The sequence below is a fragment of the Faecalimicrobium dakarense genome (assembly GCF_000499525.1).
In the GTDB taxonomy this organism is placed as follows: Bacteria; Bacillota; Clostridia; order Peptostreptococcales; family Peptostreptococcaceae; genus Faecalimicrobium; species Faecalimicrobium dakarense.
Genome location: NZ_HG529270.1, coordinates 22,145 through 47,008, shown reverse-complemented (window position 1 = coordinate 47,008; position 24,864 = coordinate 22,145). Strand labels below are relative to the sequence as shown.

23 protein-coding genes and 2 pseudogenes are annotated in these 24,864 nt (G+C 27.7%); 4 read left to right on the top strand and 21 right to left on the bottom strand.

Annotated features, from left to right (window positions below; genetic code table 11):
• Nucleotides 1-21 precede the first annotated feature (21 nt).
• The 6 genes from feoB to BN899_RS04700 form a co-directional block, all read right to left on the bottom strand.
• On the bottom strand, nucleotides 22-2,166 hold the full coding sequence (gene feoB, locus BN899_RS04725; RefSeq protein ID WP_042273363.1) for a ferrous iron transport protein B: 2,145 nt from the start codon (nucleotides 2,164-2,166) through the stop codon (nucleotides 22-24).
• 33 nt (nucleotides 2,167-2,199) lie between these two features.
• Nucleotides 2,200-2,424: a FeoA family protein gene (locus BN899_RS04720; RefSeq protein WP_042273362.1), complete on the bottom strand. Its 225-nt coding sequence runs from the start codon at nucleotides 2,422-2,424 to the stop codon at nucleotides 2,200-2,202.
• Nucleotides 2,425-2,627: 203 nt separating this feature from the next.
• Entirely contained in the window at nucleotides 2,628-4,040 is a 1,413-nt protein-coding gene (locus BN899_RS04715) for a vWA domain-containing protein (protein WP_042273360.1), read from the bottom strand.
• Nucleotides 4,041-4,043: 3 nt separating this feature from the next.
• A complete protein-coding gene (locus BN899_RS04710) occupies nucleotides 4,044-5,174 on the bottom strand; it encodes an ATP-binding protein (protein ID WP_042273359.1) in 1,131 nt (376 codons plus the stop codon).
• Between the two features lie 11 nt (nucleotides 5,175-5,185).
• Nucleotides 5,186-5,989, bottom strand: coding sequence for a hypothetical protein (locus tag BN899_RS04705; RefSeq protein ID WP_042273357.1), 804 nt, complete (start codon nucleotides 5,987-5,989; stop codon nucleotides 5,186-5,188).
• Between the two features lie 96 nt (nucleotides 5,990-6,085).
• A complete protein-coding gene (locus tag BN899_RS04700; protein ID WP_052356614.1) occupies nucleotides 6,086-6,451 on the bottom strand; it encodes a phosphatase PAP2 family protein in 366 nt (121 codons plus the stop codon).
• A 67-nt stretch (nucleotides 6,452-6,518) separates the two neighbouring features.
• Between BN899_RS04700 and BN899_RS04695 the strand changes: the two genes are divergently transcribed.
• Both BN899_RS04695 and BN899_RS04690 read left to right on the top strand, forming a co-directional pair.
• Entirely contained in the window at nucleotides 6,519-6,950 is a 432-nt protein-coding gene (locus BN899_RS04695) for a MarR family winged helix-turn-helix transcriptional regulator (RefSeq protein ID WP_042273356.1), read from the top strand.
• Between the two features lie 44 nt (nucleotides 6,951-6,994).
• Nucleotides 6,995-7,258 carry a cupin domain-containing protein gene (locus BN899_RS04690; RefSeq protein ID WP_042273355.1) on the top strand — a complete coding sequence of 88 codons (264 nt, stop codon included), beginning with the start codon at nucleotides 6,995-6,997 and terminating at the stop codon, nucleotides 7,256-7,258.
• Between the two features lie 76 nt (nucleotides 7,259-7,334).
• Here the strand turns inward: BN899_RS04690 and BN899_RS04685 are convergent, their stop codons facing one another.
• From BN899_RS04685 to BN899_RS04675, 4 genes are all read right to left on the bottom strand, one after another.
• Nucleotides 7,335-8,546 (bottom strand): FAD-dependent oxidoreductase, encoded by a 1,212-nt coding sequence (locus tag BN899_RS04685; protein WP_330362451.1) that lies wholly within the window; start codon nucleotides 8,544-8,546, stop codon nucleotides 7,335-7,337.
• Nucleotides 8,547-8,863: 317 nt separating this feature from the next.
• Entirely contained in the window at nucleotides 8,864-9,820 is a 957-nt protein-coding gene (locus BN899_RS04680; RefSeq protein WP_330362450.1) for a DUF4179 domain-containing protein, read from the bottom strand.
• 34 nt (nucleotides 9,821-9,854) lie between these two features.
• On the bottom strand, nucleotides 9,855-10,004 hold the full coding sequence (locus BN899_RS18940) for a hypothetical protein (protein ID WP_154658881.1): 150 nt from the start codon (nucleotides 10,002-10,004) through the stop codon (nucleotides 9,855-9,857).
• A gap of 12 nt (nucleotides 10,005-10,016) precedes the next feature.
• A complete protein-coding gene (locus BN899_RS04675) occupies nucleotides 10,017-10,535 on the bottom strand; it encodes a sigma-70 family RNA polymerase sigma factor (RefSeq protein WP_042273353.1) in 519 nt (172 codons plus the stop codon).
• A gap of 374 nt (nucleotides 10,536-10,909) precedes the next feature.
• On the opposite strand from BN899_RS04675, the gene BN899_RS04670 reads away from it, so the two are divergent.
• Nucleotides 10,910-11,560, top strand: a complete 651-nt coding sequence (locus BN899_RS04670) for a YdcF family protein (protein ID WP_042273351.1) — start codon at nucleotides 10,910-10,912, stop codon at nucleotides 11,558-11,560.
• A gap of 182 nt (nucleotides 11,561-11,742) precedes the next feature.
• On the opposite strand, the pseudogene nhaA reads toward BN899_RS04670, so the two are convergent.
• Nucleotides 11,743-12,891, bottom strand: a pseudogene (nhaA, locus tag BN899_RS04665) (Na+/H+ antiporter NhaA); the annotation flags it as partial.
• Between the two features lie 452 nt (nucleotides 12,892-13,343).
• Between nhaA and BN899_RS04660 the strand changes: the two are divergent.
• Nucleotides 13,344-15,248 (top strand): FUSC family protein, encoded by a 1,905-nt coding sequence (locus tag BN899_RS04660; RefSeq protein WP_161628735.1) that lies wholly within the window; start codon nucleotides 13,344-13,346, stop codon nucleotides 15,246-15,248.
• 153 nt (nucleotides 15,249-15,401) lie between these two features.
• Here the strand turns inward: BN899_RS04660 and BN899_RS04655 are convergent, their stop codons facing one another.
• The 10 genes and pseudogenes from BN899_RS04655 to BN899_RS04615 all read right to left on the bottom strand — a co-directional run bounded on the left by BN899_RS04655 (nucleotide 15,402) and on the right by BN899_RS04615 (nucleotide 24,831).
• Nucleotides 15,402-16,763, bottom strand: coding sequence for an ABC transporter permease (locus BN899_RS04655; protein WP_042273349.1), 1,362 nt, complete (start codon nucleotides 16,761-16,763; stop codon nucleotides 15,402-15,404).
• An 11-nt stretch (nucleotides 16,764-16,774) separates the two neighbouring features.
• Complete coding sequence (locus BN899_RS04650) at nucleotides 16,775-17,638, bottom strand: ABC transporter permease family protein (RefSeq protein ID WP_042273348.1); 864 nt, start codon at nucleotides 17,636-17,638, stop codon at nucleotides 16,775-16,777.
• The gene (locus BN899_RS04645) at nucleotides 17,638-18,336 is read right to left on the bottom strand and encodes an ABC transporter ATP-binding protein (RefSeq protein ID WP_042273347.1); all 699 of its coding nucleotides are present in this window, start codon (nucleotides 18,334-18,336) and stop codon (nucleotides 17,638-17,640) included. The genes BN899_RS04650 and BN899_RS04645 overlap by 1 nt, the downstream gene beginning before the upstream one ends.
• Nucleotides 18,326-18,961: a TetR/AcrR family transcriptional regulator gene (locus tag BN899_RS04640; RefSeq protein WP_042273346.1), complete on the bottom strand. Its 636-nt coding sequence runs from the start codon at nucleotides 18,959-18,961 to the stop codon at nucleotides 18,326-18,328. Before BN899_RS04640 ends, BN899_RS04645 begins: the two co-directional genes overlap by 11 nt.
• A 205-nt stretch (nucleotides 18,962-19,166) precedes the next feature.
• Nucleotides 19,167-19,478 (bottom strand): OmpA/MotB family protein, encoded by a 312-nt coding sequence (locus BN899_RS19585; RefSeq protein ID WP_242824079.1) that lies wholly within the window; start codon nucleotides 19,476-19,478, stop codon nucleotides 19,167-19,169.
• A gap of 142 nt (nucleotides 19,479-19,620) precedes the next feature.
• Nucleotides 19,621-19,905 carry a flagellar motor protein MotB gene (locus tag BN899_RS19580; protein WP_242824076.1) on the bottom strand — a complete coding sequence of 95 codons (285 nt, stop codon included), beginning with the start codon at nucleotides 19,903-19,905 and terminating at the stop codon, nucleotides 19,621-19,623.
• The gene (locus BN899_RS04630; protein WP_042273345.1) at nucleotides 19,898-20,728 is read right to left on the bottom strand and encodes a motility protein A; all 831 of its coding nucleotides are present in this window, start codon (nucleotides 20,726-20,728) and stop codon (nucleotides 19,898-19,900) included. The genes BN899_RS19580 and BN899_RS04630 overlap by 8 nt, the downstream gene beginning before the upstream one ends.
• A gap of 350 nt (nucleotides 20,729-21,078) precedes the next feature.
• A complete protein-coding gene (locus BN899_RS04625; protein ID WP_052356609.1) occupies nucleotides 21,079-21,756 on the bottom strand; it encodes a DUF547 domain-containing protein in 678 nt (225 codons plus the stop codon).
• Nucleotides 21,757-21,935: 179 nt separating this feature from the next.
• On the bottom strand, nucleotides 21,936-23,393 hold the full coding sequence (locus tag BN899_RS04620; protein ID WP_042273344.1) for a glycoside hydrolase family 1 protein: 1,458 nt from the start codon (nucleotides 23,391-23,393) through the stop codon (nucleotides 21,936-21,938).
• Nucleotides 23,394-23,405: 12 nt separating this feature from the next.
• A pseudogene (locus BN899_RS04615) lies at nucleotides 23,406-24,831 on the bottom strand (6-phospho-beta-glucosidase).
• Between the last annotated feature and the right edge of the window lie 33 nt (nucleotides 24,832-24,864).

Below are 24,864 nucleotides of genomic sequence, written 5' to 3'. Positions count from 1 at the left end.
CACACCCTTGTAAATATATTATTAAGCTACTTCACTAATAGCTTCTTTTTCACTTACTTTTTTTGAATTCATTATAATAGCTCCAATTATTGTACCAACTACTGCTATTGACGCTATAGCACCAGTTAAGCTTCCATATCCCATTATGAAACTACCAACTTGATTTATTAAAAGAGCAATAAGATACGCACCAAATGTTTGTATTCCAATTGTTATAAATGTCCACTTCCAATTACCCATCTCTCTTCTTATTGCACCCATCGCTGCAAAGCAAGGAGGATTAAACATATTAAATGCTATAAATGCAAATGCACTAGCACCAGTATACATTCCTGCTAAATTATGAAGTAGTGCAACATCAGTTTCTGCAGCATTACTAATACCAAATAATACTCCAAAAGTACTTACTATATTTTCTTTAGCAACAAATCCAGTTATTGAAGCAACTGCAGATTGCCAGTTCCCAAATCCTAGTGGTGCAAATATTGGTGCAATTATTTTACCCATATCCGCTAATATACTTTCTCTAGCATCAACCATTTGTAGAGTCCAGTTAAATGAACTTGTAAACCATATAAACGCTGATGCTAATACTATTACTGTAAATGCTTTTTTAATAAATGACACTACCTTTTCCCAAACATTTAATAATACATTTTTAAAGTTTGGAACATGATATTGAGGAAGCTCCATAACAAATGGAGATCTCCCCCCTTTAAATAGTTTACTTTTATTTATTATAAACGCCGAAACTATAATCATTATAATCCCTGAAAAATATACCAATGGTGCTACTAATGATGAACCTTTAAAAATAGCCCCTGCAAATAAAGCTATAATAGGTAATTTAGCAGAGCATGGAACAAATGTAGATACCATTATTGTTATCTTTCTTTCTCTTTCACTTTCCATAGTACGAGTTGACATTATACCGGGAACTCCACAACCAGAACTCATTAAAACTGGTATAAATGATTTACCTGAAAGACCAAATTTATGTAATATTTTATCCATAAAAAGTGCTACTCTTGCCATATATCCACAATCTTCTAATATTGAAAGGAAAAAGAATAATAACGCAACCTGAGGTATAAAACTAATTACTGTACCAACACCAGCAAGTATTCCGTCATTAATTAAACTTATTAACCATTGAGAAACATGTAGACCATTAAGTAATGTTTCTACATTACCCATAATAATTTCTGCAAATAATACATCATTAATCCAGTCTGTTCCAATAAGCCCTATTTTAGATACTGATATATAATATACAAACCACATGACAAATGCAAATATTGGTAAAGCGAAAATACGATTTAATAAAATCTTATCTATTTTATCTGAAAATGTATTTTCTTTCTTTTTTCTGTTTTTAACAATTCTAGATATTATTCCTTCAATAAAATCATATCTATTTGATATTATAATACTTTCTCCATCGTCATCTAATTCTTTTTCGCATCTACTAATTATATTGTCTAATTCTTCTGTACCTTCTTCTGATAAATTTACTTCCTTAAAGGCAGCTTCATCTTTTTCAAAAGTCTTAATAGCAAACCATCTTTTATCAATATCTTCTTTTAATACATTCTCTTTTTCTATTAAAGATTCAATTGACTTAAGTGCACTATTTACTTCCTTTGAAAAATTAACTTTAAAATTACTAATTTTCTTTTCTTTGGCTATCTTTACAGCCTCGTCTCCCAATTGTTTAACTCCATCACCTTTAAGTGCTTTAGTTTCAACAACCCTACAACCAAGTTCTTTTGATAGCTTATCTATATCTATTTTATATCCTCTTTTTTCAACTATATCCATCATATTAAGAGCTACTATAGTTGGTATATTAAGTTCTAATATTTGTGTAGTTAAGTATAAGTTTCTTTCTATATTCGAAGCATCAACTATATTTATAATTGCATCCGGTTTATCCTCTAACATAAATTTACGAGTTACAACTTCCTCTATTGTATATGGAGAAAGTGAATAAATCCCCGGTAAGTCTATAATTTCAACATCTTTATGATTTCGTAATTGACCACCTTTCTTTTCCACTGTTACTCCTGCCCAGTTTCCTACATACTGTCTAGAACCTGTTAATTCATTAAATATAGTTGTTTTACCACTATTAGGGTTTCCAACTAATCCTATTTTATATCCCATCAAATCTCCCCCTATTTCAAGTATTATGATTACTTAGTCTTCTACAACTATCATTTCTGCATCTGATTTACGAAGTGATAATTCATATCCTCTTACATTTATAACAATAGGATCTCCTAGAGGAGCAATATTACAGATATTCACTTCACATCCTCTAGTGATTCCCATATCCATAATTCTTCTACGTATTGCCCCTTGACCTAGAATTTTTTTTACTTTAGCACTTTCACCATTTTTTATATCTTTTAAAGTACTCATTTATTATTTCTCCTATATCCATTTTTATTTTTATTATATATTGATTTTCATTATCAATTTAGATATATATTCTATTGATAAGATTTCTTACCTTTATATAATTACTATAATAGATTATCCTTTAACTTGTCAATCAGTTACTTTTTTGTAACCATAAAAAACTCATATCTTATTGATATGAGTTTTTTATTAAATAATAATATTTATAAAAGTGGAGACTGATTAGCCATTGAATATCCATCATCTCTAACATCACTAATATCTAATGCATTTTCTTTTACTTCAACTTTGCTAAGCTTTTTAACTGCTCCATAACTTTCTCTTAATGAAAGATTATCTCCTCTTCCAGAAATAACCCATAAAATTTTATACCCTCTAGGTATTACTTTCAGTCTATCTTCACCTTTTCCATCCGTAAAATAAACTAATAAATTACTCTTTTTATTATTAGCATATTCAAAAACTGGTGTAAACTTAGTTCCTCCGCGTATATTAAGTCTATCTTTTATGTCCTTTACAGATTTAACTTTATATACACGCCTAATTTCATCATCACATTCTATAATGGTAATTTCATGATTATAATTTTTAACTATATTAAGAACTTCTTTAATAGCTTGTTTAAATTCTTCATCACTAATACTTCCACTTATGTCAAGTGCAACAGCTATTTCTGCTTTATGCCCTCTAAGTTCACCTCTTAAATCTAATCTGTTAGGCTGTCTTCTATTTCTTCTTGTTATAGTTTTCTTCTTATTACTTTCAATTGTTCCCATTAATTTTTTAAGATATAAATTCCAAGGCAATTCACTCTTACTATTTTTAAGTGCTGATATCATGCCTTCTAAATATTCTGGTATTTTACCTTTTTGAGAAGTATTAACAAATTTCTCTGTAAATTCTTTAATAGTCTTTTCATCTATATCATCTGAATCTTCCCAAATATCATGAGTATGTTCTGGGTTATAATCAGTTTCTATATTTTCATTTTCATGGTTATCAACCTCTTCGCCATCTTCATCTACTTCTTGTAAATCTAACTCAGTTTGAATTTTTTCTACATAGTATTCAAAAGGCTCGTAGGGTTCAAGTTTTAAAGAAGGATACTTATTATTTACCCATTCTAAAGTAGTAGAATACGGTGGTAGATTATTTAAATATTTATTTACTACTATATCCATAGCCATATTAATAGCTAGTGTACTATACTTGCCTTTTAACTCTTTTGCTCTTACTAAATGCATAGATACTACATGAAGAATTTCGTGCTTAATTGTAGTTTCCATTTGTTTCATATTAAGATTTAAGAATATTAATGGATTAAAATATATAACATATTTAGCTCCTTTAAAATTTATCCCTGTAGGGCTACTTATATCAAATTTTATATCCCTTGCCATTTGAAATAGAAAATATCCATAGAAATTATCTTTTTCTTCCATAAGACTTAAATTAACTTTATCTACAAGACTAAAAAACTCATCCTTAAAATCTTTTGGTATATCTATCTCAAATTTCTCACCTTTACGATTTGCTTTTAACACAGAGTAAGTATTAATAATCTCATTTGCTTTTTCATAAAGGTCTTTTGTTTGTTTATCAAAATAAGTTTCCATAGCTTATCCCCTTATTAAACTATAAGATTTAAAGTAAGCTTCTACAAATTCTTCATTTTCTATAGCTATTTTGTATACTTCTAAATAACTATTTTTAATATCCTTCATAATGCCTACCATTAAATCTATAGGATATAATTTTAAAAATTCAATAAATCTATTAATATAATCATTTGAATCATCATTGCCATTTTTAATATTAGATTCTAATACTTTTAAAATGTTCATTGCTGATAAATAAAGTCTTGTATGACTTTCATTTTTTACTTTATCTACAACATCTAAGCTTAAAGTATCACCTAAAAAAACATCTTCATAAGATATTAATGGACTAGAATCTGCTTCAACAAAACTTATAAATTCCTGGGCAATAACTTTTCCTATATTACCTTTTATAACATTTAAAAATACAGCTTTTGGTATTCTATCTTTTTGCTCTTTATAAACTTTATAACTTTTAGAAACTCTTTCATAACTTCTAGGAGTTGCTCTTACGTCTCCATCATTTATTTTGTTTAAATATTCTGGGAATGTTGAAATAAACTCTATAACCTTTTGTTCAATCCCTGCACCTATTGCCCAATTTAGCCACTGTGTATAATCCGGTTCCATATTTAACCAAACAAATCTATTTTCTTGAGCAGCATCCATATCTACAACTTGATAGTCAAAATCTGAGCCATATTTACTTGATGGGTTCATTGCTGCTAAGATTTTTACATCTTCACTTAACTTATATCCATTTATTTCTCTATTTAATATTAGGTTCATAAGTTCTTGTTGTACAGTATGTTCGCAACGGTTTATCTCATCTATAAATAAAAGTACTGTTTTACCTTTAGATATTTCTTCATCAATTTCTCTTAACTTATTATGAACAGCATATACTGTAGTTTTCTTTTCTATTTTATCTCCATTAGCATTAGTTACTGTATAAGATTCAACAGTTGGAAGACCACCTATTTCACCTTCTTTAAGTAAGTTTCCATCAATAACAATTAAGCTCCAGTTATTTTCATAAGCTAACTTCTTTGCTAAAGCTGTTTTTCCTATTCCACTTTCACCAACTACTAAAGGTACTTCTTTTGTTGCTAGTACTAAGTCAGCGCTTTTTAATGTCTCTATAAAATTCATTTGTATCTCTCCTATATCATCTTTAGTTTTTCATCTACAGCTATTTTTTTCGCCTTTTTACTTCCATATTTATAAATAAACATTATTTTGTCCATTGGCATTGTGTCACTATTTCTATCTATAGTAGCGCAGTTTAAGAAATCTCTAATATATTTTTCTGGTGTATCTTCTTTTGATAGAGTTTCTTTTAATACTTCTTCTAATTCATCTTTAGATATATCTCTTGCAATATATTTGATTACTAAAATATTTACCTTTAAAAATTCTAACTTTTTATTTTTATCCAAATTACGTATAAAGCTAATAGCCGCCTCATTATTCTTAATAGCTGCAAGTTCTGCACTGTGGCTTGGTGACTTTATATATCTTAATGCATCATAGCTTATTTTCACAGCTTCTTCTTGTACACTTTCATAAGGCTCTTTTATATACTTTATTGAGTCGTAATTTTTTCTTACTGATAAAAATTGTAATTCTTCACTTGGATTTTTTACATATTGAATAGCCCATCCCGATTTATTTATTGCTAATTTGATTACCTTATCTGTTGGATTTTTAATATATTCTAAGATACTCCACCCAGCACTTACAGCTTTTATCATCATATCTTCTGTTGGGTTTTCTATATATTTAATTGCTCTAGCATTATTATCTATAGCTAACTCTTGCATCTCTACAGTTGGATTATCTATATATTCTAATACAAGTCCATTTTTTTTAACAGCCAATAACTTCATCTCATCTGTAGGATTATTTATAGTTTTTATAATATTAGGATTACTCTTTATAATTTCAATAAGTTTTAATTCTTCCATAATGTGCCTTTCTTTCTACTATTTTTGATTCTCATTTAAATATAATTATTACTTATTATAATTAATATACTTTTTTAACTAATTTAAACATAATAATTATATCAATATCTCTAAAATCATAATAGCCTTAGAGAAAATATGATATAAAATCTTTGTATGTAAAACAATTGCCATAATATACGATCCTACTACATGTTGTGGGTAGTGATGCCCTACATATACTCTAGATATTCCAATTAATATAGATATAGCCATAGATATTATTCCAATAATTCTACTATATTTATTTAATCCCAATGCTATACTCATACTAGCTAGTGTATGATCACTAGGGAAAGAAGAATCTGCTTTATGTTGATATAATAAATGTGTATTACTATTATTTATGAATGGTCTTGGAGTGTACCAAATTTGTCCTATTATCCATGATATCAATATATTAAAAGTATTAAACCTTACCATATGTTGACAAATATACATGCAGTGATTATAATTGCTATAGCAAGTACTTTTAAAAAGGAGAGTTCAAATGCAACTTAATGATTATATAGGATTTATCTTTAATAATTCTTCGCGAAAATTTAATCAGTTCGCAATGAGTTTTTTTAAACCTTATGGCTTAACACCAGAGCAGGCAGGGATTATTCGAAGATTAGGAGAACAAGAGGGCATAAGTCAAAAGGAATTATCTATACGAATGAAGAAAGACCAGACAAATATAACCAGATTATTAAATCAACTGGAGAAAAAGGGACTTGTAATAAGAGGAACTAATAATGAAGATAAGAGATCCTTTCTAGCATATCTAACAGAAGATGGAAAGGAAATGAATAAAAAAATAATGCTAGTTGAGTCAGAGATTATGAAAATCGTATTTAAAGACATTTCTGAAGAAAAAATAACTTTATGGAAAAAAGTAATCGATGAAATAGCTGAAAATATAAACTCACATAATAAATAAATATTATTTTAAAAAGTAAATTTTTAATCAAAGGAGAAGTAATAATGAATTTAGAAAATATTAAAGAGTCAATTGTAACTAAGGTATATCACATTCCTTCGGATAAGAAGGTGCCTTTACACCAACATCCAAAGCATGATGAAATTTTCTACTGCATTAAAGGTGAAGGTTTTGGTGTTCTAGAAGATAAAGAAGTTGAATTAACAATAGGTAAAGCTTTTATTGTTCCTGCAGGAGAAATGCATTCTTTACGTTCAGATAGCAATTTATATGTTAGTTCTTTTTTAATTCCTATTATTGAAGAATAAGACTATATAAATTACATAATAAAAAAGGAATCACTATATATCAAAACATAGTGATTCCAAGTATTTTTAGAAAATATTATATTCCTTGAGGATAATAAAATAAGTTATATAGATCATATTTTTCTTTTACAATTTTTAACCAAAATACATTATTACCAAAATAATTATATAAATAATTAGGTATATTAATATCACAATAGTTAAGATATCCAAATCCTGCATATGGGAGTAAGGATCTTCTTAAATTATTTACCCATCTAATTGTATCATTAGCATACATACTATACTTAAGATCCCACTGGGCATCAATTTGTACTAATACTTTAGCATGTCTATGAGGAAAGGCACTAGGTAAACCTTCATTTTCTTTAATCTTTCCTCCCAATAGAAGTAATGATATATCTATAGGTGGCTGTATAGGCGGTGAATTATCTAAATAGTCAAACATTATTTGACAAGGTTCTTTCCTAAGTGGCTTATATGCAAGTAATCCTGTAATCTTAAATCCCGTTGGTTTAGGCACAAAACCTGGACGCTTCTGTACATATTCCTTAAAACTAATGTGCTTTGTTGTATAATTCATTTTGTTAGGAACTTTTAATAAAGCACCTAAAGCTTCTTCCATTTCTTTTTCTGTACTTCTTAAACCTACTCCATATAGTCCAATATTGTCTTTAGTCATAGAAACCTTAATGGTATACCTATTATCTAAATGATCTCCTACCTCTTGAAATGCTTGAATTACTTCATATCTACTATTTTTAGGCCACTGGGCAGTCAATACTGTTACTTTATCAACTGGGTGTACTTTTAAAGTAAGTGACACTACTACTCCAAAATTATTACTACCTGCTCCTCTTAATGCAGCAAATAAATCTTGATTTTCATATGAATTAGCAGTTATTATTCTACCAAAAGCATCTACTATTTTTGCTTCTACTAAGTTATCACATGCTAGACCATATTCCCTTTGTAAAAATCCAACTCCTCCTAATGTAACTCCTGTAACACCAATAGATAAACAGCTTCCTCCAACAAATGCAAATCCATGTTCAGTTATCTTAGGATAAAGTTGTTCTTGAGTATATCCTGATCCTATTCTTATATACCCTTCGCTAGTATCTATTTCAAAATCAAGTAGATTAGAAACATCTATAACAACAGCATCATCTGCCACAGAAAATGCTTCATAGTTATGACCACCACTTCTACAACGTACATTTATTCCTTGCTTTCTTGCCCAATTTACTGCATTAACTACATCTGTTATATTATTAGGATATACAATTACCTTTGGTTAGTAACTAAAATATAAATTTGCAGTTCTCCGAGCAATATTATAACTTTTATCTTCTTTAGTTATAACAAGTCCCGTTAATCCCTCTATCATATTGATTTCCTCCAACCTTACTAACCATATATTATAAAACTACATATAATGTTATAATATATGTTAATAACTTAGGAGCTGTTCTTAGCATATTTATTTCGTAATATCTCATATCACTTTCTTTATAGTTACTAATTCAAATCTACCTTACTTGCCTTTATACAAAAAGACCATATCAATCACTACCTCGACATGGTCTTTATATATAAAATAATTTATTCTAAGTTAACTCTAAAGCTAGATAAAGCCTTAGAATTTTCCCCTTCAACAGGAAAATTTTCAAATACTAAAACGTCAATATATTTTGGAATTTCTCCTATATTAATTAATTCATTTATTTGAGTATAGATTTTATTTTCTCCATCAGTACCTACAGACATTTCTAGTTCTCTTCCTTTGTCATCTTTAACTATTATAAAGTTATTATGAGGATTACCTAGGGAAGGTTGAAAAGGAAGTTCCATTTTTAGTTCAACATAAGTTTTAGATACATCTAAACTTTTTAATGTATAATCTCCATCTTTTTTATTAACCTCTACATGCTTTTTACCATCATCTATAGATTTTATATTAAAATCAAAAGACCATTTACCTTCAATCTTACCATCGAAATCACTCTGATTATATTCTTTGATACCAAAATTTATTTTAAAGTTAGCATCATCTATATCATTATTAGGGTCTAGCTCTATTAAGTAGCTAAGATTAACTGTATATTCATCAATAAATTCAATAACTCCAGCACTATATGAATAATTGTCTAGCTTAACTTCATTTATATACATTTCTAAATCATCTACATACATATTTTTCTCACCATCTCCATAAGGAGAATCTGATACTGCTTTTATAAACTCACTTTTTTTGAATGGCTTATCTGTTTTTAATTTCATATCTAAGTATATTTTCTTTTTATCATACATTGCTTTATCTATAGTGATTTTTAAACCGTTGCTTTTACTTGATACATTAACAGGAGTTGCTATTAATTTATTTTTTTGATTTTCTTTCTTTTCTTCTTCTCTTTCAGGATAATGCTCTGGATCATACTCAATATCAGAATCATTATTAACAGATTCCTTTATTTTGTCTAACATAGTTTGAAATTCAAAGATATTTTTTATAATATTATCAGCTAGAGAAGGATTACTTACTCCAATTCCTACTACTATAACTATTATAGATGCAGCTGTTGATATTAATATATTAGTTGTTTTCTTTTTTCTTCATTCTTTTTGATGAATTTAATCTTTCTTGCATTTTTATTTTTAAATTTTCATCATTATTAGTTTCTATTTCCATATATTTATCTGTATCTATTTTTACCTTATTAAAAACTTTAAACTTGTCCATCATAATTTCACTCTCCTATTTTGAAAATATTTTTCTAATTTTCTTCCTACCTCTAGATAGCCTGCTATGTAAATTTGATACATTAGTTTTAGTATCAATAGCTATTTCTTCTAACTTATATCCATCTAAGTAGTATCTAGTAAAAAGTTCTTTGTCCTTATCATTTAGAAAGTTTAAAATCTCATTTATTTCTTCTTCTATCTCTAATCTTAATAAATTTTCATCTATATAAGAAATGTTAGAATCTATTTCTAAGTTTATTTTAGATATATATTTTCTTTTGTAATCAATTGCTTTATATTTTGCAATTGCACAGATCCAATTTTTAAAAGTATTTTCCCTACCATTGAACCCTTCAATATTTTCCCATATTAAAAATAATACATCGCTTATACACTCTTCTTCATAATTTAGCAGTGGATTAAGATGTGTACGAATCACTGATGTTATTAATCCATTGTAATTATCTATTAACATCTCCATCCCCTTTTGATTGCACTTTTTAATATATTTAATTATTAATTTATCTTTCAACTTGATACCTCCTTGTAAAAGCTTTTACAACAATTAATACGAATTTTATCATAAAAAACTGACAAAAATAAAAATAAATTTTATATGTGTTCTTATCAATAGTTTAAATAATACTAATTCAATTCTATTTTTTTATATTTACACTATAGCTAAGTTATTTTCAACAAAATAAAATACCACGTTAAATAATCCTTCAACATGGTATTTATATTACACTCAATAAAATGTTTTAACCTCATTTTTATAATAAAATAATTACACTATAATTTATAAATCACTACACCACTTATAAAAAATATAATTGATATCTTCATATCGTTTTTTATATACTAGATAAGGAAATAAAAATAGATATACAATAATAAGGAGATATTATGAATATAGATTACTACGCAAAAACCTTATGGTCTTACAGTAGACTAAATGAAAAAATTGAAAAAGCTGAAGTTATCTTAGGGTTTGGCAGTCATGATATAAACGTTGCCAAAAGATGCGCTCAACTTTTTTTAGATGGATATGGTGATAAAATTATTTTTACTGGTGGATTTGGTAGAGTCACTAAGAATTTATGGAATATGGCTGAGTGTGATAAATTTGCACAAATAGCTATTAATATGGGTGTTCCTAAAGGTAAAATTATCCTTGAAAATAAAGCTAGTAACACAGGTGAAAATATTAGCAAAACTAAGGAACTATTGGAAAATATGAATTTTCATCCTTCATCTTTTATTATAGTTGATAAACCCTATAAAGAAAGAAGAACTTATGCTACTTTAAAGAAGCAATGGCCCGAGATAGATTTTGTTATAACATCACCTATGTATTCTTATGAAGAATACTGTGAGTTTTATTCTAAGAGTGAAATATCTAAAAATGAATTTATAAGTATTATGGTTGGAGACTTGCAAAGAATTGATTTATATTCTAAAAATGGTTTTCAAATTGAGCAAAATATTCCAGATAATGTTTGGGATGCTTATAATAAATTAGTTGATTTAAAATTTGATACTCACTTATGTAAATAATAAAAAGGAGCTTTTCAGAAGTCCACATAGTACGAAAATTGTTTCTATAAATGAAGATATCAATCAACAACCTTCTCCCAAGAAATCTATCGGTAGAGCTACTGGTATACTATTAATATAAAATACATCCTAATATTAAGGATGTATTTTTATTTAACGTGTATTATTATACTTTGACATTTCTATTTCATAAAAATACCTTTTTTGTAAACACTAACTTCATCTAAATTAAGAGTTCTTTGTTTATAAGTATTAACTGTAACGGCTACAATGTAAGTAGCAACAATAGATATTACAGATGCTAATAATATAGATATCTTAGATATATTAACAAGTGTAGCACTATATTCAAATGCTATTTCTGCTACAAATATAGACATTGTAAACCCTATACCTGCTAGTAATGAAACTGATAATATAGATAACCAGTCTATATTATCTGGCTTTTCTGTTATTTGAAGCTTAGTTCCTAGCCAAGTAAATAACATTATTCCAAGTGGCTTACCTACTACTAATCCTATTACTATACCTGTTATTAGCGTATTAGCCGAATTAAAATCTATATCTAAATTTAAATTTATAGCTGTGTTAGCTAAAGCAAATAAAGGCAATATAACTAGATTACATAAAGGTGCTAATTTGTTCACTAACCTTTCTAGCATCGCTTCTTTTGAGTTATTTAATTTTTTAGATGGTATTACTATTGCAACCAATACACCACTTATAGTAGCATGTACTCCACTAGAGTACACAAAAAACCATAATGCTATCCCCAGTATAATATATGAAGCAATATTGTCTACTTTCTTTTTATTCATAAGAACTAGTACACTTAATGTAATAGCTGAAAGTAATAAAAATTCCACCTTTATCCCTGAGGAATATAATACTCCTATTACTAGTATTGATATTAAATCATCTACTACAGCTAAAGATAATAGGAATATTTTTAATGAAGGATTAAGCTTATTCTTTAATATCATAAATATACCTATAGCAAAAGCTATATCTGTTGATATAGATACTCCTACTCCATTTGAAAATTCTATATTAGCATTAAATATTAAAAATATAATTGCCGGTACTAACACTCCACCGATAGCCCCTATTATAGGGAATGAAGCTTTTTTAAAGCTAGAAAGATTACCATGCAATATTTCATGTTTGATTTCAAGTCCTACAGATAAGAAGAAAATGGCCATCAAAAACTCATTTATTATCATATGTATATTAAATTTTCCTATTATTGGAATTGAACTTAATAAATGATGATATTCCTCTCCATATTGGCTATTTGCTATTGCTAAAGATATCAATGTTGAGATTATGAGTAATCCGCCTGGTAAACATCTCTGATTTCATTAAGTTTTTAAGTCTATTTCCTATATTTAACACTTCCTTTCATATACGTAAAATTTTTATATTTCCTTTAAAATAATAATCGTAACGTATCAAGTTATCTTATTTTTGCAAATAATATGAATTAGTTAAAATTGCAAATTTAATTTGCATTGAGGAATTTTACGCTTAGAAAGCTTAAATGTCAAATTGTTTTATATTAAAATATTTTTTATATATTATGTTTTTTTATTTTTTACAATATTTGTACACAATCAATCGAAATATAAAAATTAAAAACATGCATATACTACATCAAAATTCGAACTATCATCGTTTTAAAATAAATATCATTCAATTAAATCCCGTATTAAAAATTTGAGTTAATAAAAAACATATGATAGTATTTATAAATATCTAAAAAAATAAAGGGGATTAAATGACAATGAAGAGAAGCAAAAAAGAACTTGTATCACTTATTTTATCTAAAACTTTAATATTTATGGTTATTGTTTTACTAGTAAGTATATTCAAAAGTATATTTAAACCAGAAAACTCACTAATAGGGGTTACAAGTATCGTATTAATGTTAGTATTACTACAAATGGATTTAACCATAAATCCTATTAAAAACTTATTTGGATTAATAGGACTCAACTTAATACTTGGATTATCAGCTTTCTTAGTTTCACAAAATGTATTATTAGGATTAATACTTAACTTTGCTATAATGGCATTCATAGGATACTATTTTAGTTATGAGCTAAAAAATCCTATTAATATGATGATAGGCTTACACTATATATTGATGATAGCAAATCCAATAACACTATCACAATTACCGCTGAGACTTTTATCTTTAGTTGCAGGAGTCTTTATGATAATGGCTGTGCAATTATTAGCTAATAAAAATAAGTTAATTAAATCAAGAAAGAAAATGATTAACGGTATATTAGATGCTATTTTACTGAAAGTAGATTTGTTAAAATCAAATAAAGACACTATACAAGTAGATGATGCTTTAACTATGTATATAAACCAACTAAAATCAACTATATTTGATAGCGGGAAAAGTGAATCTCACCTTACAGAGTGCGGAAGAAATACAATCAGTATATTGTCTTGTTTAGAAAAAATAAATGTGATATTAAGCAACATGAAAGATAAAGATATAGACTCAGAATTTTTAGATTCCATATCTAAAGTTATAAAAGATATAAAAGATAAAAATCATGATATCAATGTATCTTACTTAGAGGATAAGTATAAAGAAAGTAATCTATATTTATTAGATATTGAAGATGTTATAGATAAATATGATTTTATTAACACAATTAAGGTTTTAAATATAGAAATGAGAGGGTATGATGAGGTACCTAATAAGCAAAAAGATATACAAAATGAACTATCTATTCCCCAAGAATTTAAAAGCCTACATGTTCAAAAGAGACTTATAAATCTTAAGTCTACTAGAGTCGCTTATGGTATACGATTAGGATTAGTAGTTGCATTAACATTCTTTTTTGTCGACTTTTTTAACATACAGTATGGAGAGTGGGCAGTCTATACAGTATTCGCATTGTCACAACCACACTCAGAATACACTATATATAAATCTAAGAAAAGAATTATAGGTACTGTAATAGGAGCAGTAATAATAGCTATATTATTTAATCTAATAACTGATACTGAAATAAGAACTATAATGTTAATCGCTGCAGGTTACTTAATGTCATATATGTCTGATTATAGAGATTTAGTAATATTTGTTACGATATCTTCTATAGCTTCAGCTGCATTATATGTTGTAAACCCTAACTTTATTATAATAAATAGAGTAGTATTTGTTGTTATAGGTATAGCTATATCTTTAATAGCTAATAAATTCGTATTTTCTCGTAAACTTTCAGATGAAAAAGAAAACTTAAACAATATTCAAGAGCAAGCTTCTAAAAATATGATAGAAGAAGTTCTATTTAATGAAGGTAACAAAAATGCAAGTGTAATAGGAATTTTATCTTTAGTTCCATCTTTAATAGATTTAAGAATAGACTACCTAAAGCAAAATGGTTTAAATATGGATAAGGCTTTTATAAATAGGAATAAAATTTTAGTGAATGACTTATATCAAATCTATTTGTTAGAAAAATACAGTGTAGATTATAATAATGCACTAGCTATTATAAAGAAAAGTGCAGATACTTCTAGTAGTGTAGATGTTATGGAATCTAAAATAGCAAAAGCTATAAAGACAACAAATAATTTTAAAGAAAAGTTTTTATTAGCAAAAGTTTCTAAAATATTACGTGATATAACTAATTCGGGTTATAGCGAAAAAAAATCAAACTGATTTATATCAATTCTTAACTATATTTAATTAATAAAAGAGCGTAGAAAAATCTACGCTCTTCTATTTATCTCTTTTATCGCTTAATTATTAAAATAACCTCTTTTGAAATCATGCATATGGTATATTTCAAAAGAGGTTATTTTATTTATTTTACTATTCTTTTTGTGTTTTAAGAGCTTCACTTAAAGCTATTTTATCAATTTTCCTTGCACACATAAATTTAGATACTTCAAAGGTAAGAACTATTATAACAAAACCTATTAGTACATAAGATAAATTAAGTTTTGCTTCTAAAGCTATATCTAATGATTCAAAGATTTTAAATATTAGTTTTATTATAGAATATCCAATAGGAACTCCAATAATATATCCAAGTACTACATAAATTCTTGAACCATTTAGCATCATTGAGTTTATTTCTTTCTTTTTATATCCAAACACCTTCATAAGAGCTATATGATTTTTATTTTCATCTATACTTATAGATGCAATTACATATATTATAATTACCCCTATAATAAATGCTACAAATGCTATTCCGTATATAAATGCTGACATTAATTGCATATAGTCTTCTAACATATTAGTTATGTTACTTGGTGTGTTTATCATATATACTAAGTCTTTATTAACTTCAATAGATGTTTTTGACATAATTGCATTATATGCACCCTTTTTAAGTCCCATTATTTGATTAAAGCTATCTAAGGACGTAAATACATAATCTCCTGCATTAGACTCTGCAATATCAGTGATTTTTATAGAATGTTCTTTATCATCAACTATATTAATAAAAGATAATTCATCACCTATACTCAGTTTATACTTTTTTGCCATTGTAGAGGTAACAATAAATTTATCATCACCTATACTTATTTTATTTTCACTTTTATCCTTTAAGCTAATCATCTGTGAATTTTTATTTGCACCTATTAACTCAAAGTCATTATTCATTTCACTATCAAGTACAAACTTAGCTCCTGATACTCCTTCTCCACCTGTAGGTGGTTTTTCTGTGCTTAATTGCTTTAATATATATTCGTATTTATAGCTAAATACATCATTTCCTTCTTGATTTATCATATAATCCATAGAACATTTAGCAATAAATCCATACATTAAAAATACTGTAGCTATAGAAACTCCTATCACCAAAAATGCTAAACGAGACATTGATCTTAACTGTTCTCTTATAGCAAATTTATTTTTAAATTTAAGATTATTTAAACTTAGTTTTCTCTCAATTATATTTACTTTCTGTTTCTTTTCTTCATTTTTCATTAGTGATACTGGTGATGATTTTAGTACCTTATTAATTGATAAGTAACTTCCAATAATTGAAAATATCATACATAAAACTATACCTAATATAAAGTAAATAGGGCTGTATGATATTTTTTCTACTGGTATTGGGAAAAATGAAAGGAATAAATCAAATATATATTTCTGTACTATAATACCGATTATCCCACCAATTACTCCTGAAGCACCTGAGAGTATTATAGGATAGTTCATGTAGTGCCTCATTATTTCTTTTTTCTATAACCTAAGGCATATAAAGTACCTATATTGGCCATTTCATTTTTTATCATTCTTCCTAAAACGATACTTATTAGTACAACTGTTATTAAAAGTATCACTGTAGGTAAAATAATTGAATAAGCGCTTATTGCCATTACTTCAACATCTAATATTGATATTTTCATATTGTTCTTAGCGTAAATCCAGTTAATTATATTTACTCCATTGTTGTTTAAGTAGCTTTTAAGAGTTTTTGACTGTTCATATACATCTTTATTTTCGTTATTATATTTCACTGAATACAGATAAGTTCCACTTACCATATCTTCTTTATTTAAGATACCTATACCGAATGTCTTTGGGTTATTAACCATATCTCCATCTTTTTCAAGTATATAAGCGTAATTTGGCATACCAATATATCCTGATATTTTATAAGAAGAATTTCCAATATGATATATTTCACCAATATTTAACTTGTTAACTTTAGCAAACTGAGGATCTAGTGCGATTTCTCCAACACGTGGCATACTACCTTCTAGTACTGCTGTAATATTTACTTTTTCATTTGGAGTAAATAGTCTTAATGTTTTATCACCATATTCATGTTCTTTTACAAGTGTTTCTTGCAACTTTAAATCAAATTTATCTTCTATTTTACTTATATTATCAATTTTATTAGTAGTATAAAACTCTAAATCTTCTTGAACATTATTTTTTACATACATATCTTTATTGTATTTTAAGTTTTGAGCTGTAATAGTTAAAGCAACAAACAGAAATACTGATAGTATCAGCATATATAACATTCCTATGTATTGCCCCCAGTTTTCTTTCATTACACGTAGTATACTTTTATTTAGTCTCATTACCACTCCACTCCCCTTGCATCAATAGGGTTATTATTAATGATGGAATCTTTAACCTCTCCACTTCTAAATTTGTATATTCTATTTGCCATTTCACCTATGGCTGCATTATGTGTAATTATTAAAATTGTAGTATTAAACTTTCTATTTATTTCTTGTACAAGAGAAAGTACATCAATAGCAGACTTATAATCTAGGGCACCTGTTAATTCATCGCAAAGTAATATTGCCGGATTTTTTATTACAGCTCTTGCAATTGCCACACGTTGTTGTTGACCACCAGATAATTCTCTTGGGAATCTATTTTTCTTATCAAGTAGTCCTACTGCTTCTAATACTTCATTTATCTCAAGAGGCGATTTGCTAATATTTTGTATTATTTCTATATTTTCTAATACTGTTAAATGTGGCATAAGATTATATGACTGAAATATAAAACCAGTCTTTTCACGTCTATATTCAACTAATTCATCATCTGATAATTTAGCAATATCAATACCATCTACAATCACCTCACCACTATCAGCACTATCTAATCCTCCAAGTATATTCATTAAAGTAGATTTACCACTTCCTGATGGACCTAGTATTACACCTATCTCTCCTTTGTTAATTGAAATATTTGCATTTTTTAGCGCTATAGTTTCTATATCCTCTGTCTTATATGACTTACATAAGTTATTGATTTCAATAAACATTATTTTCCCCCTTGTAGTATAGTTTTTGATAAAAGTTTATATAATCTTCTACTTCATCAAATAAACTTTTTAAATCTTCTTCATAATTTTCATACGATAGTTTTTCCATCCATTTCATTGACAATCCATCAAAGGTAAGTTCGATAGCTTTTACTGCCATATCAATATCTATATCATCTCTAAATTTTGTTTTGTCATAGTCCCCCATAAAATTTAGCATTAACTGATTTTTATTTTGAAATATATTATTTAGCCATTTTTTTGCTACTTCTGAATCGTCTGAGTATAAATTTTTAAAAAATTTAAAAATATATGGACTTTTCTTCAGTATTTCAAACTTAATGTGTGCTGCATGTCTGTATAATTCAAAAAAATCAGTTTCATTAATTTCTTTTTGATTAAATATTTCATCTTTAATAATATTTATTTGGTAGTCACAAATATATATGTATAAACTTTCCTTATTTTTAAAGTATTGAAATATAGAACCTTTTGAGATATCTGCTTTTGATACTATATTATCTATTGTTGCATTTTTATATCCTTTGTTTGCAAATTCTTCTATTGCTGAGTTTATTATTCTTTGTTTTTTCTCCTTGTTGAGGTTTTCAAATGTCTTATTCAATACGACTCCTCCTTGTTCACTTTTATGACTATATTGGTCATATTGTCATTGTATTGCTTGTGACTAAATTAGTCAATAAACTTTTTAAGTGTTTTTTGACATAAAAATAAGTATCTATACATATTTGTACAGACACTTATTTAAGTAATTCATCACTATCAATTCTTTGTTAAGTTTTATTTCAACATGGTATTTTATATATATTTTATTTTTTATTGTTTTCAACTTCATTAAACTGTGAATTCATAATTAATATATCTACTCTTCTATTAATTGACTTACCTTCTGCTGTACTGTTGTCAACTTTTGGTCTATATTCTCCATAACCTGTTGCTGATACTCTTTCTGGTTTCATCCCTGCTTTATCAATTAAAATTTGTAATACATTACTAGCTCTCATTACTGATAAATCCCAGTTTGATTTATATACTTCATTATGCATAGGAACAGTATCGGTATGCCCTTCAACTCTTATATAGCTATCACTTATTATAGACTGATTTATAATTTCACATATCTTAATAAGTTTATCAACTTGTTCCGGTCTTACTTGTGCCTTACCACTATCGAAAAATAAAGAGTCTTTAAAACTAACAACTAATCCCCTTTTTTCTATAGTAGTGCTAACACTACCAGAAAGGTCGTTATCCTTTAAATATTTATCTAAATTCTCTTTTACTTTTTTTTAATTTTTCGTCTTCAGATAATCCATTACCTATTTCTCCACCCATTTTACTTCCAGTATCTGCAATAGCACTACCATCACCCATTGCTTGATTTAGAGCTGTTGTAAGAGTTTCATACTTTCCTTTATCTAAATTACTCATTGCATACATTATTATAAAGAAAATCATTAACAGTGTTATAAAGTCTGCATAAGAAAGTAACCAACGTTCATTATTTTCATGTTCTTCTTCTTCTACATGCTTTTTTCTTTTATGCAATCTTTGTCTCCTCCTTGTTTGATTCCTCCTTGTTTAGGTCCCCAAAATATCTAGATTCTAATTTAGTTTGATCTTTTTTATCTAAAAAACCTTTAAGTGTATCTCTTAAAATAGTTGGACTTACATTTTCTTGAATTAACGATATAGCTTCTATTATAATTTCTTTTTCTAATTGTTCTTGCTTAGCTAAATTTTTAAGTCTAGTTGCTATTGGAAGAAATATTAAGTTGGCACTACTAAGCCCATAAAGTGTAGCTAAGAATGCAGCTGATATGCTCCCACCTAATGCATTCATATCTGCTTTAGCTAGTCCTCCAAGAACATGCACTAATCCTAATACAGTACCAACGATACCCATAGTAGGCGCTGTTCCTCCAGCAGAATCAAACATAGCCGCACCAACTTTATGTCTCTTTGAACTCATTTCTAATTCGATTTCTAACATATTTCTAATATCATCAGGATTCACTCCATCAACTGCCGATTGAAGTCCTTTTTTCATAAAAGGATTCATACTTTCATCTTCCTGTAATTCACCTTCAAGACTTAAAAAACCCTCTTTTCTTACTTTACCTAGTACATGATCAAGATAAAAAATTAGCTCTACTAAATCTGTTGACTTTCCAGTAAAAGCTACACTTAAAACTCTACCTATATTTTTTATTTGTTTCATAGTGAAAGATGTACCTAGAGAACCAATCGTTCCTCCAAAAACAATTACAAACGAAGTCCATGAAATAAGTGATGCTGCATGGCCACCTTCACCTAAAAAACCTAGTATTAAAAAAACGAAACTTAGTACTAAAAAAATTAAACCAGACATAATTTATTGCTCCTCCTTCTACTGTCATATCTTTTAAAGCTTTGCCTTTTAAATTTATAACTTATATTATCGGCTTTTTTTCTGATATATTAAGTATTTTTTATATTTATATTTTAAAATAGACTAAATCTCATATATCTGCTACATTTACTGCTATAAATTCGTATAGCGTCACACTTTATTTTATTAGGCAAATTCGTCCACTTCTGAAATTCTTTAATGTAGTTTGTAGACTTTAACAGTCAAGTTGTTGCCTATTATGGGCAAACATAAAAAAGGTATTATCACAAATTCTGATAATACCTTCAATAAAATATTTCTCTATTAATTACTTAGTTTATAAGAGATTATTATATTAAACTCCAACTATAATCTCTATAAATAATTCTATAACCCTTATACTCGTCAATAAATATATATCTATTCTTAAAATCTTTCCTATACCATTTAAATAGTTTAGAAGTAACTATAGTACGATTTACATCATCAATTTCTATTTCAGAATTAATAAACACTTCTTCTGAAATATTTAGTTCATTATTAATATTATCGCTAGTATAAGCTCTAATTGCTGGACAAGATTTCCCACCACAGTTAAGTGCAAAATGAATACGACAATCTTCATTATCTAATATATACTTCTTACGAGGGTCATCATCTTTTATTAATAACCTAAATGAATTTAATGGCCTTTTATTTTTTCTTAAAATACCATGTTCAATATCATCTAATGACCACATGTAACCGCCTATGTTAGCCTTTTGATTTCTAAAAAATGATTTACCCTTAGGTATAAAATCTTTTAACCTCATTTTTATAATAAAATAATTAACTAATCCGTTATATATATTTATATAAAAAGCTTTCTTAGCATCTTCATCTACCAATTTGTCTAAATCTATATATTTTAATTTATTATATAGATAATCCATCTCTTCTAAATCTAAATTATTACTATATATCCATTCATACTTTTTATTTTTAGCTAAAACGGAGAATTCTACAGATAAATCTTGTACACTATTCAATATAAGTCACCTCCCCTTATGTCTACTTTTAAATTTTTCGCCAATAAGTAAAATAATTATACTATAATTTATAAACCACTACATCGCTTTACAATAAAAATATATTTTATAAAAAAAGCTGTCCATTTATATGATTATATTAACCATATAAATGGACAGCTATCTAAATTGCTACTTTTCTAAGCAAGAACAGTTTCTATATTATCTAAATTTTCACCATTAGATTCTATTACTTGCTTATACCAATAAAAACTCTTCTTCTTACTTCTAGATAAATCTCCACTTCCATCATCATATTTATCTACATATATAAAACCGTATCTTTTAGCCATTTCACCAGTAGATGCACTTACTAAGTCTATACATCCCCATGGAGTATAACCTATTAAATCTACTCCATCTTCTACGGCTTCTTTCATTTGTTCTATATGCTCTTTTAAGTATTCTATACGATAATCATCATTTACACTTTTATCAGCTTCTTTTTTATCGTAAGCACCAAGACCATTTTCAACTATCATCATAGGTATTTGATATCTATCATAAATTTCGTTTAATGTATATCTAAGTCCTTTAGGATCTATTTGCCATCCCCAATCACTAGCTTTTAAATATGGATTTTTTACTCCACCTAATATATTTCCACTCGTATTCTCTTTTTCAGGGTCACTACTTACGCATATAGACATATAGTAACTAAATGTATAGAAATCTACACAACCTTCTTTTAGGATTTCTAAATCTCCATCTTCTATTTTTACATCAATATTATTTTCTTTGAAATATCTGTTCATATAAGTTGGATATTCTCCACGAACTTGAACATCCCCACAGAAGTAATTCATTACTCTACTATCTCTTTGAGTTTTTACCATGTCATCTGGATTACAAGTATAAGGATACATCGTTGCATATATTTGCATACATCCAACTTGATAGTTTGAATCTATTTCATGAGCAAGCTTAACAGCTTTGGCACTTGCTAAAAATTGATGATGTAATCCCTGGAATCTAAGATTTGGTATATCTACTTGAGTCATAAAATCTGTAGTTCCTTCATTCAATATCCCTTGAGATAAATATCCTCCCATAGGCATAGTAGCTGAGTTTATTTCATTAAATGTTAACCAATATTTTACTTTCCCTTTGTATCTATTAAATATTGCTTTGCAGTAATTCATATATAAATCTATTACTTCTCTTGAAGCCCATCCATTGTACTTTTTAGTTATTCCAAATGGTACTTCATAGTGAGATATTGTTATTAAAGGCTCTATATTATATTTTAAACATTCATCTATTACATTTTCATAAAACTTTAGACCTGCTTCATTTGGTGTGCTTTCCATTCCAGTTGGGAATATTCTACTCCACGCTATTGAGAATCTAAATACTTTAAATCCCATCTGGGCAAATAAAGCTATATCTTCTTTATATCTATGATAAAAATCTATCGCCTCGTGACTTGGATAAAATGTATTTTCTTCTATTTTTCTAGTTATTCTTTTACTTACTGTATGAGAACCTCCAGTACACATATCTGAACAAGATGGACCTTTTCCATCTACATTCCATGCTCCTTCAAATTGATTGGCAGCAGTTGCTCCACCCCATAAGAAATCTTTTTTAAATACCATATTTTTATCCCCCTAAGCTAAATCTTTACCATTTGATGAAATTACTTTTTTATACCAATCAAAACTTTCTTTTACTACGCTTTAAAGTTCCACTTCCGTCATTGTCTTTATCTACATATATAAATCCATATCTCTTTTTCATTTCTCCAGTACTTGCACTTACTAAATCTATACATCCCCAAGAAGTATATCCTAATAAGTCTACTCCATCTAATTCAACAGCATCTATCATAGTTTTTATATGTTCACGTAAGTAATCTATTCTGTAGTCATCATATACATTACCATTTTCATCCGGAGTATCTACTGCTCCCAATCCATTTTCAACTATAAATAATGGTTTTTGATAACGGTCATATAAAGAGTTCATTGTTATTCTAAGACCTAATGGATCTATTTGCCATCCCCATTCGCTTGCCTTTAAGTGTGGATTTCTAAGAGTTGCAAAAACATTTCCTTCTGTTTGAGCATTAACCTCAGGGTCTGCACTTGTTAATCTTGATGAATAGTATGAGAATGATATAAAATCTACTGTATTTTCTTTAAGTATCTTTTTATCATCTTCTTCCATTACTATATTTATTCCTTTACGTTCTAATTCTTTTATTGCATATGCTGGATATTCTCCACGAGATTGTATATCTATAAAGAAGTAATTTTCTCTATCCTTTTCCATTGACTTAAATACATCTTCTGGATGACAAGTATTTGCATATGTATTTCCAGCAGCTAACATACATCCTATTTTAAAATCAGGATTTATTTCACGAGCTAATTCCGTAACTAATGCACTTGCAACTAATTGATGATGTGCTGCTTGGTATTTTATTTGTTCTTCATTTTCACCTTCTTCAATGTATAGCCCCGCACCTATGAATGGTAAATGAAGTATCATATTTATTTCATTAAATGTTAACCAGTATTTTACCTTATCTTTGTATCTATTAAATATTGCTTCACAATATTTTACATATAAATCTACTAACTTACGATCTCTCCATGCTCCATATTTTTCAACTAAATGCATAGGAACATCAAAGTGACATATTGTAACTAATGGCTCTATACCATACTTTAAGCATTCGTTAAATAAATCTTCATAAAATTTTAATCCTTCTTCGTTTGGAGTAGTTTCCTCTCCTGTTGGGAATATTCTAGTCCAAGCTATTGATAAACGATAGCATTTAAATCCCATTTCAGCGAATAATTTTATATCTTCTTTATAATTATGATACATATCTATAGCTTCATGTGCTGGATAATAATGCTCATCATCACATTCAAACATCTTCATTTTACCAGCTAAAACTGGAAATCTATCTTTTCCATGTGGCGCTACATCAACATTTGCTAAACCTCTACCACCTTCTTTGTATCCACCTTCACATTGGTTTGCAGCAGTTGCTCCACCCCATAAAAAATCTTTTCTAAGTCCCATAACTTTACCTCCAATAATATCTTGTATATTAAA

Excerpts from the sequence above, each read along its gene's own strand:
- feoB (WP_042273363.1), bottom strand. The coding sequence starts at position 2,166 with ATGGGATATAAAATAGGATTAGTTGGAAACCCTAATAGTGGTAAAACA.
- BN899_RS04720 (WP_042273362.1), bottom strand. The coding sequence starts at position 2,424 with ATGAGTACTTTAAAAGATATAAAAAATGGTGAAAGTGCTAAAGTAAAA.
- BN899_RS04715 (WP_042273360.1), bottom strand. The coding sequence starts at position 4,040 with ATGGAAACTTATTTTGATAAACAAACAAAAGACCTTTATGAAAAAGCA.
- BN899_RS04710 (WP_042273359.1), bottom strand. The coding sequence starts at position 5,174 with ATGAATTTTATAGAGACATTAAAAAGCGCTGACTTAGTACTAGCAACA.
- BN899_RS04705 (WP_042273357.1), bottom strand. The coding sequence starts at position 5,989 with ATGGAAGAATTAAAACTTATTGAAATTATAAAGAGTAATCCTAATATT.
- BN899_RS04700 (WP_052356614.1), bottom strand. The coding sequence starts at position 6,451 with ATGGTAAGGTTTAATACTTTTAATATATTGATATCATGGATAATAGGA.
- BN899_RS04695 (WP_042273356.1), top strand. The coding sequence starts at position 6,519 with ATGCAACTTAATGATTATATAGGATTTATCTTTAATAATTCTTCGCGA.
- BN899_RS04690 (WP_042273355.1), top strand. The coding sequence starts at position 6,995 with ATGAATTTAGAAAATATTAAAGAGTCAATTGTAACTAAGGTATATCAC.
- BN899_RS18940 (WP_154658881.1), bottom strand. The coding sequence starts at position 10,004 with ATGATGGACAAGTTTAAAGTTTTTAATAAGGTAAAAATAGATACAGAT.
- BN899_RS04670 (WP_042273351.1), top strand. The coding sequence starts at position 10,910 with ATGAATATAGATTACTACGCAAAAACCTTATGGTCTTACAGTAGACTA.
- BN899_RS04660 (WP_161628735.1), top strand. The coding sequence starts at position 13,344 with ATGAAGAGAAGCAAAAAAGAACTTGTATCACTTATTTTATCTAAAACT.
- BN899_RS04655 (WP_042273349.1), bottom strand. The coding sequence starts at position 16,763 with ATGAACTATCCTATAATACTCTCAGGTGCTTCAGGAGTAATTGGTGGG.
- BN899_RS04650 (WP_042273348.1), bottom strand. The coding sequence starts at position 17,638 with ATGAGACTAAATAAAAGTATACTACGTGTAATGAAAGAAAACTGGGGG.
- BN899_RS04645 (WP_042273347.1), bottom strand. The coding sequence starts at position 18,336 with ATGTTTATTGAAATCAATAACTTATGTAAGTCATATAAGACAGAGGAT.
- BN899_RS04630 (WP_042273345.1), bottom strand. The coding sequence starts at position 20,728 with ATGTCTGGTTTAATTTTTTTAGTACTAAGTTTCGTTTTTTTAATACTA.
- BN899_RS04620 (WP_042273344.1), bottom strand. The coding sequence starts at position 23,393 with ATGGTATTTAAAAAAGATTTCTTATGGGGTGGAGCAACTGCTGCCAAT.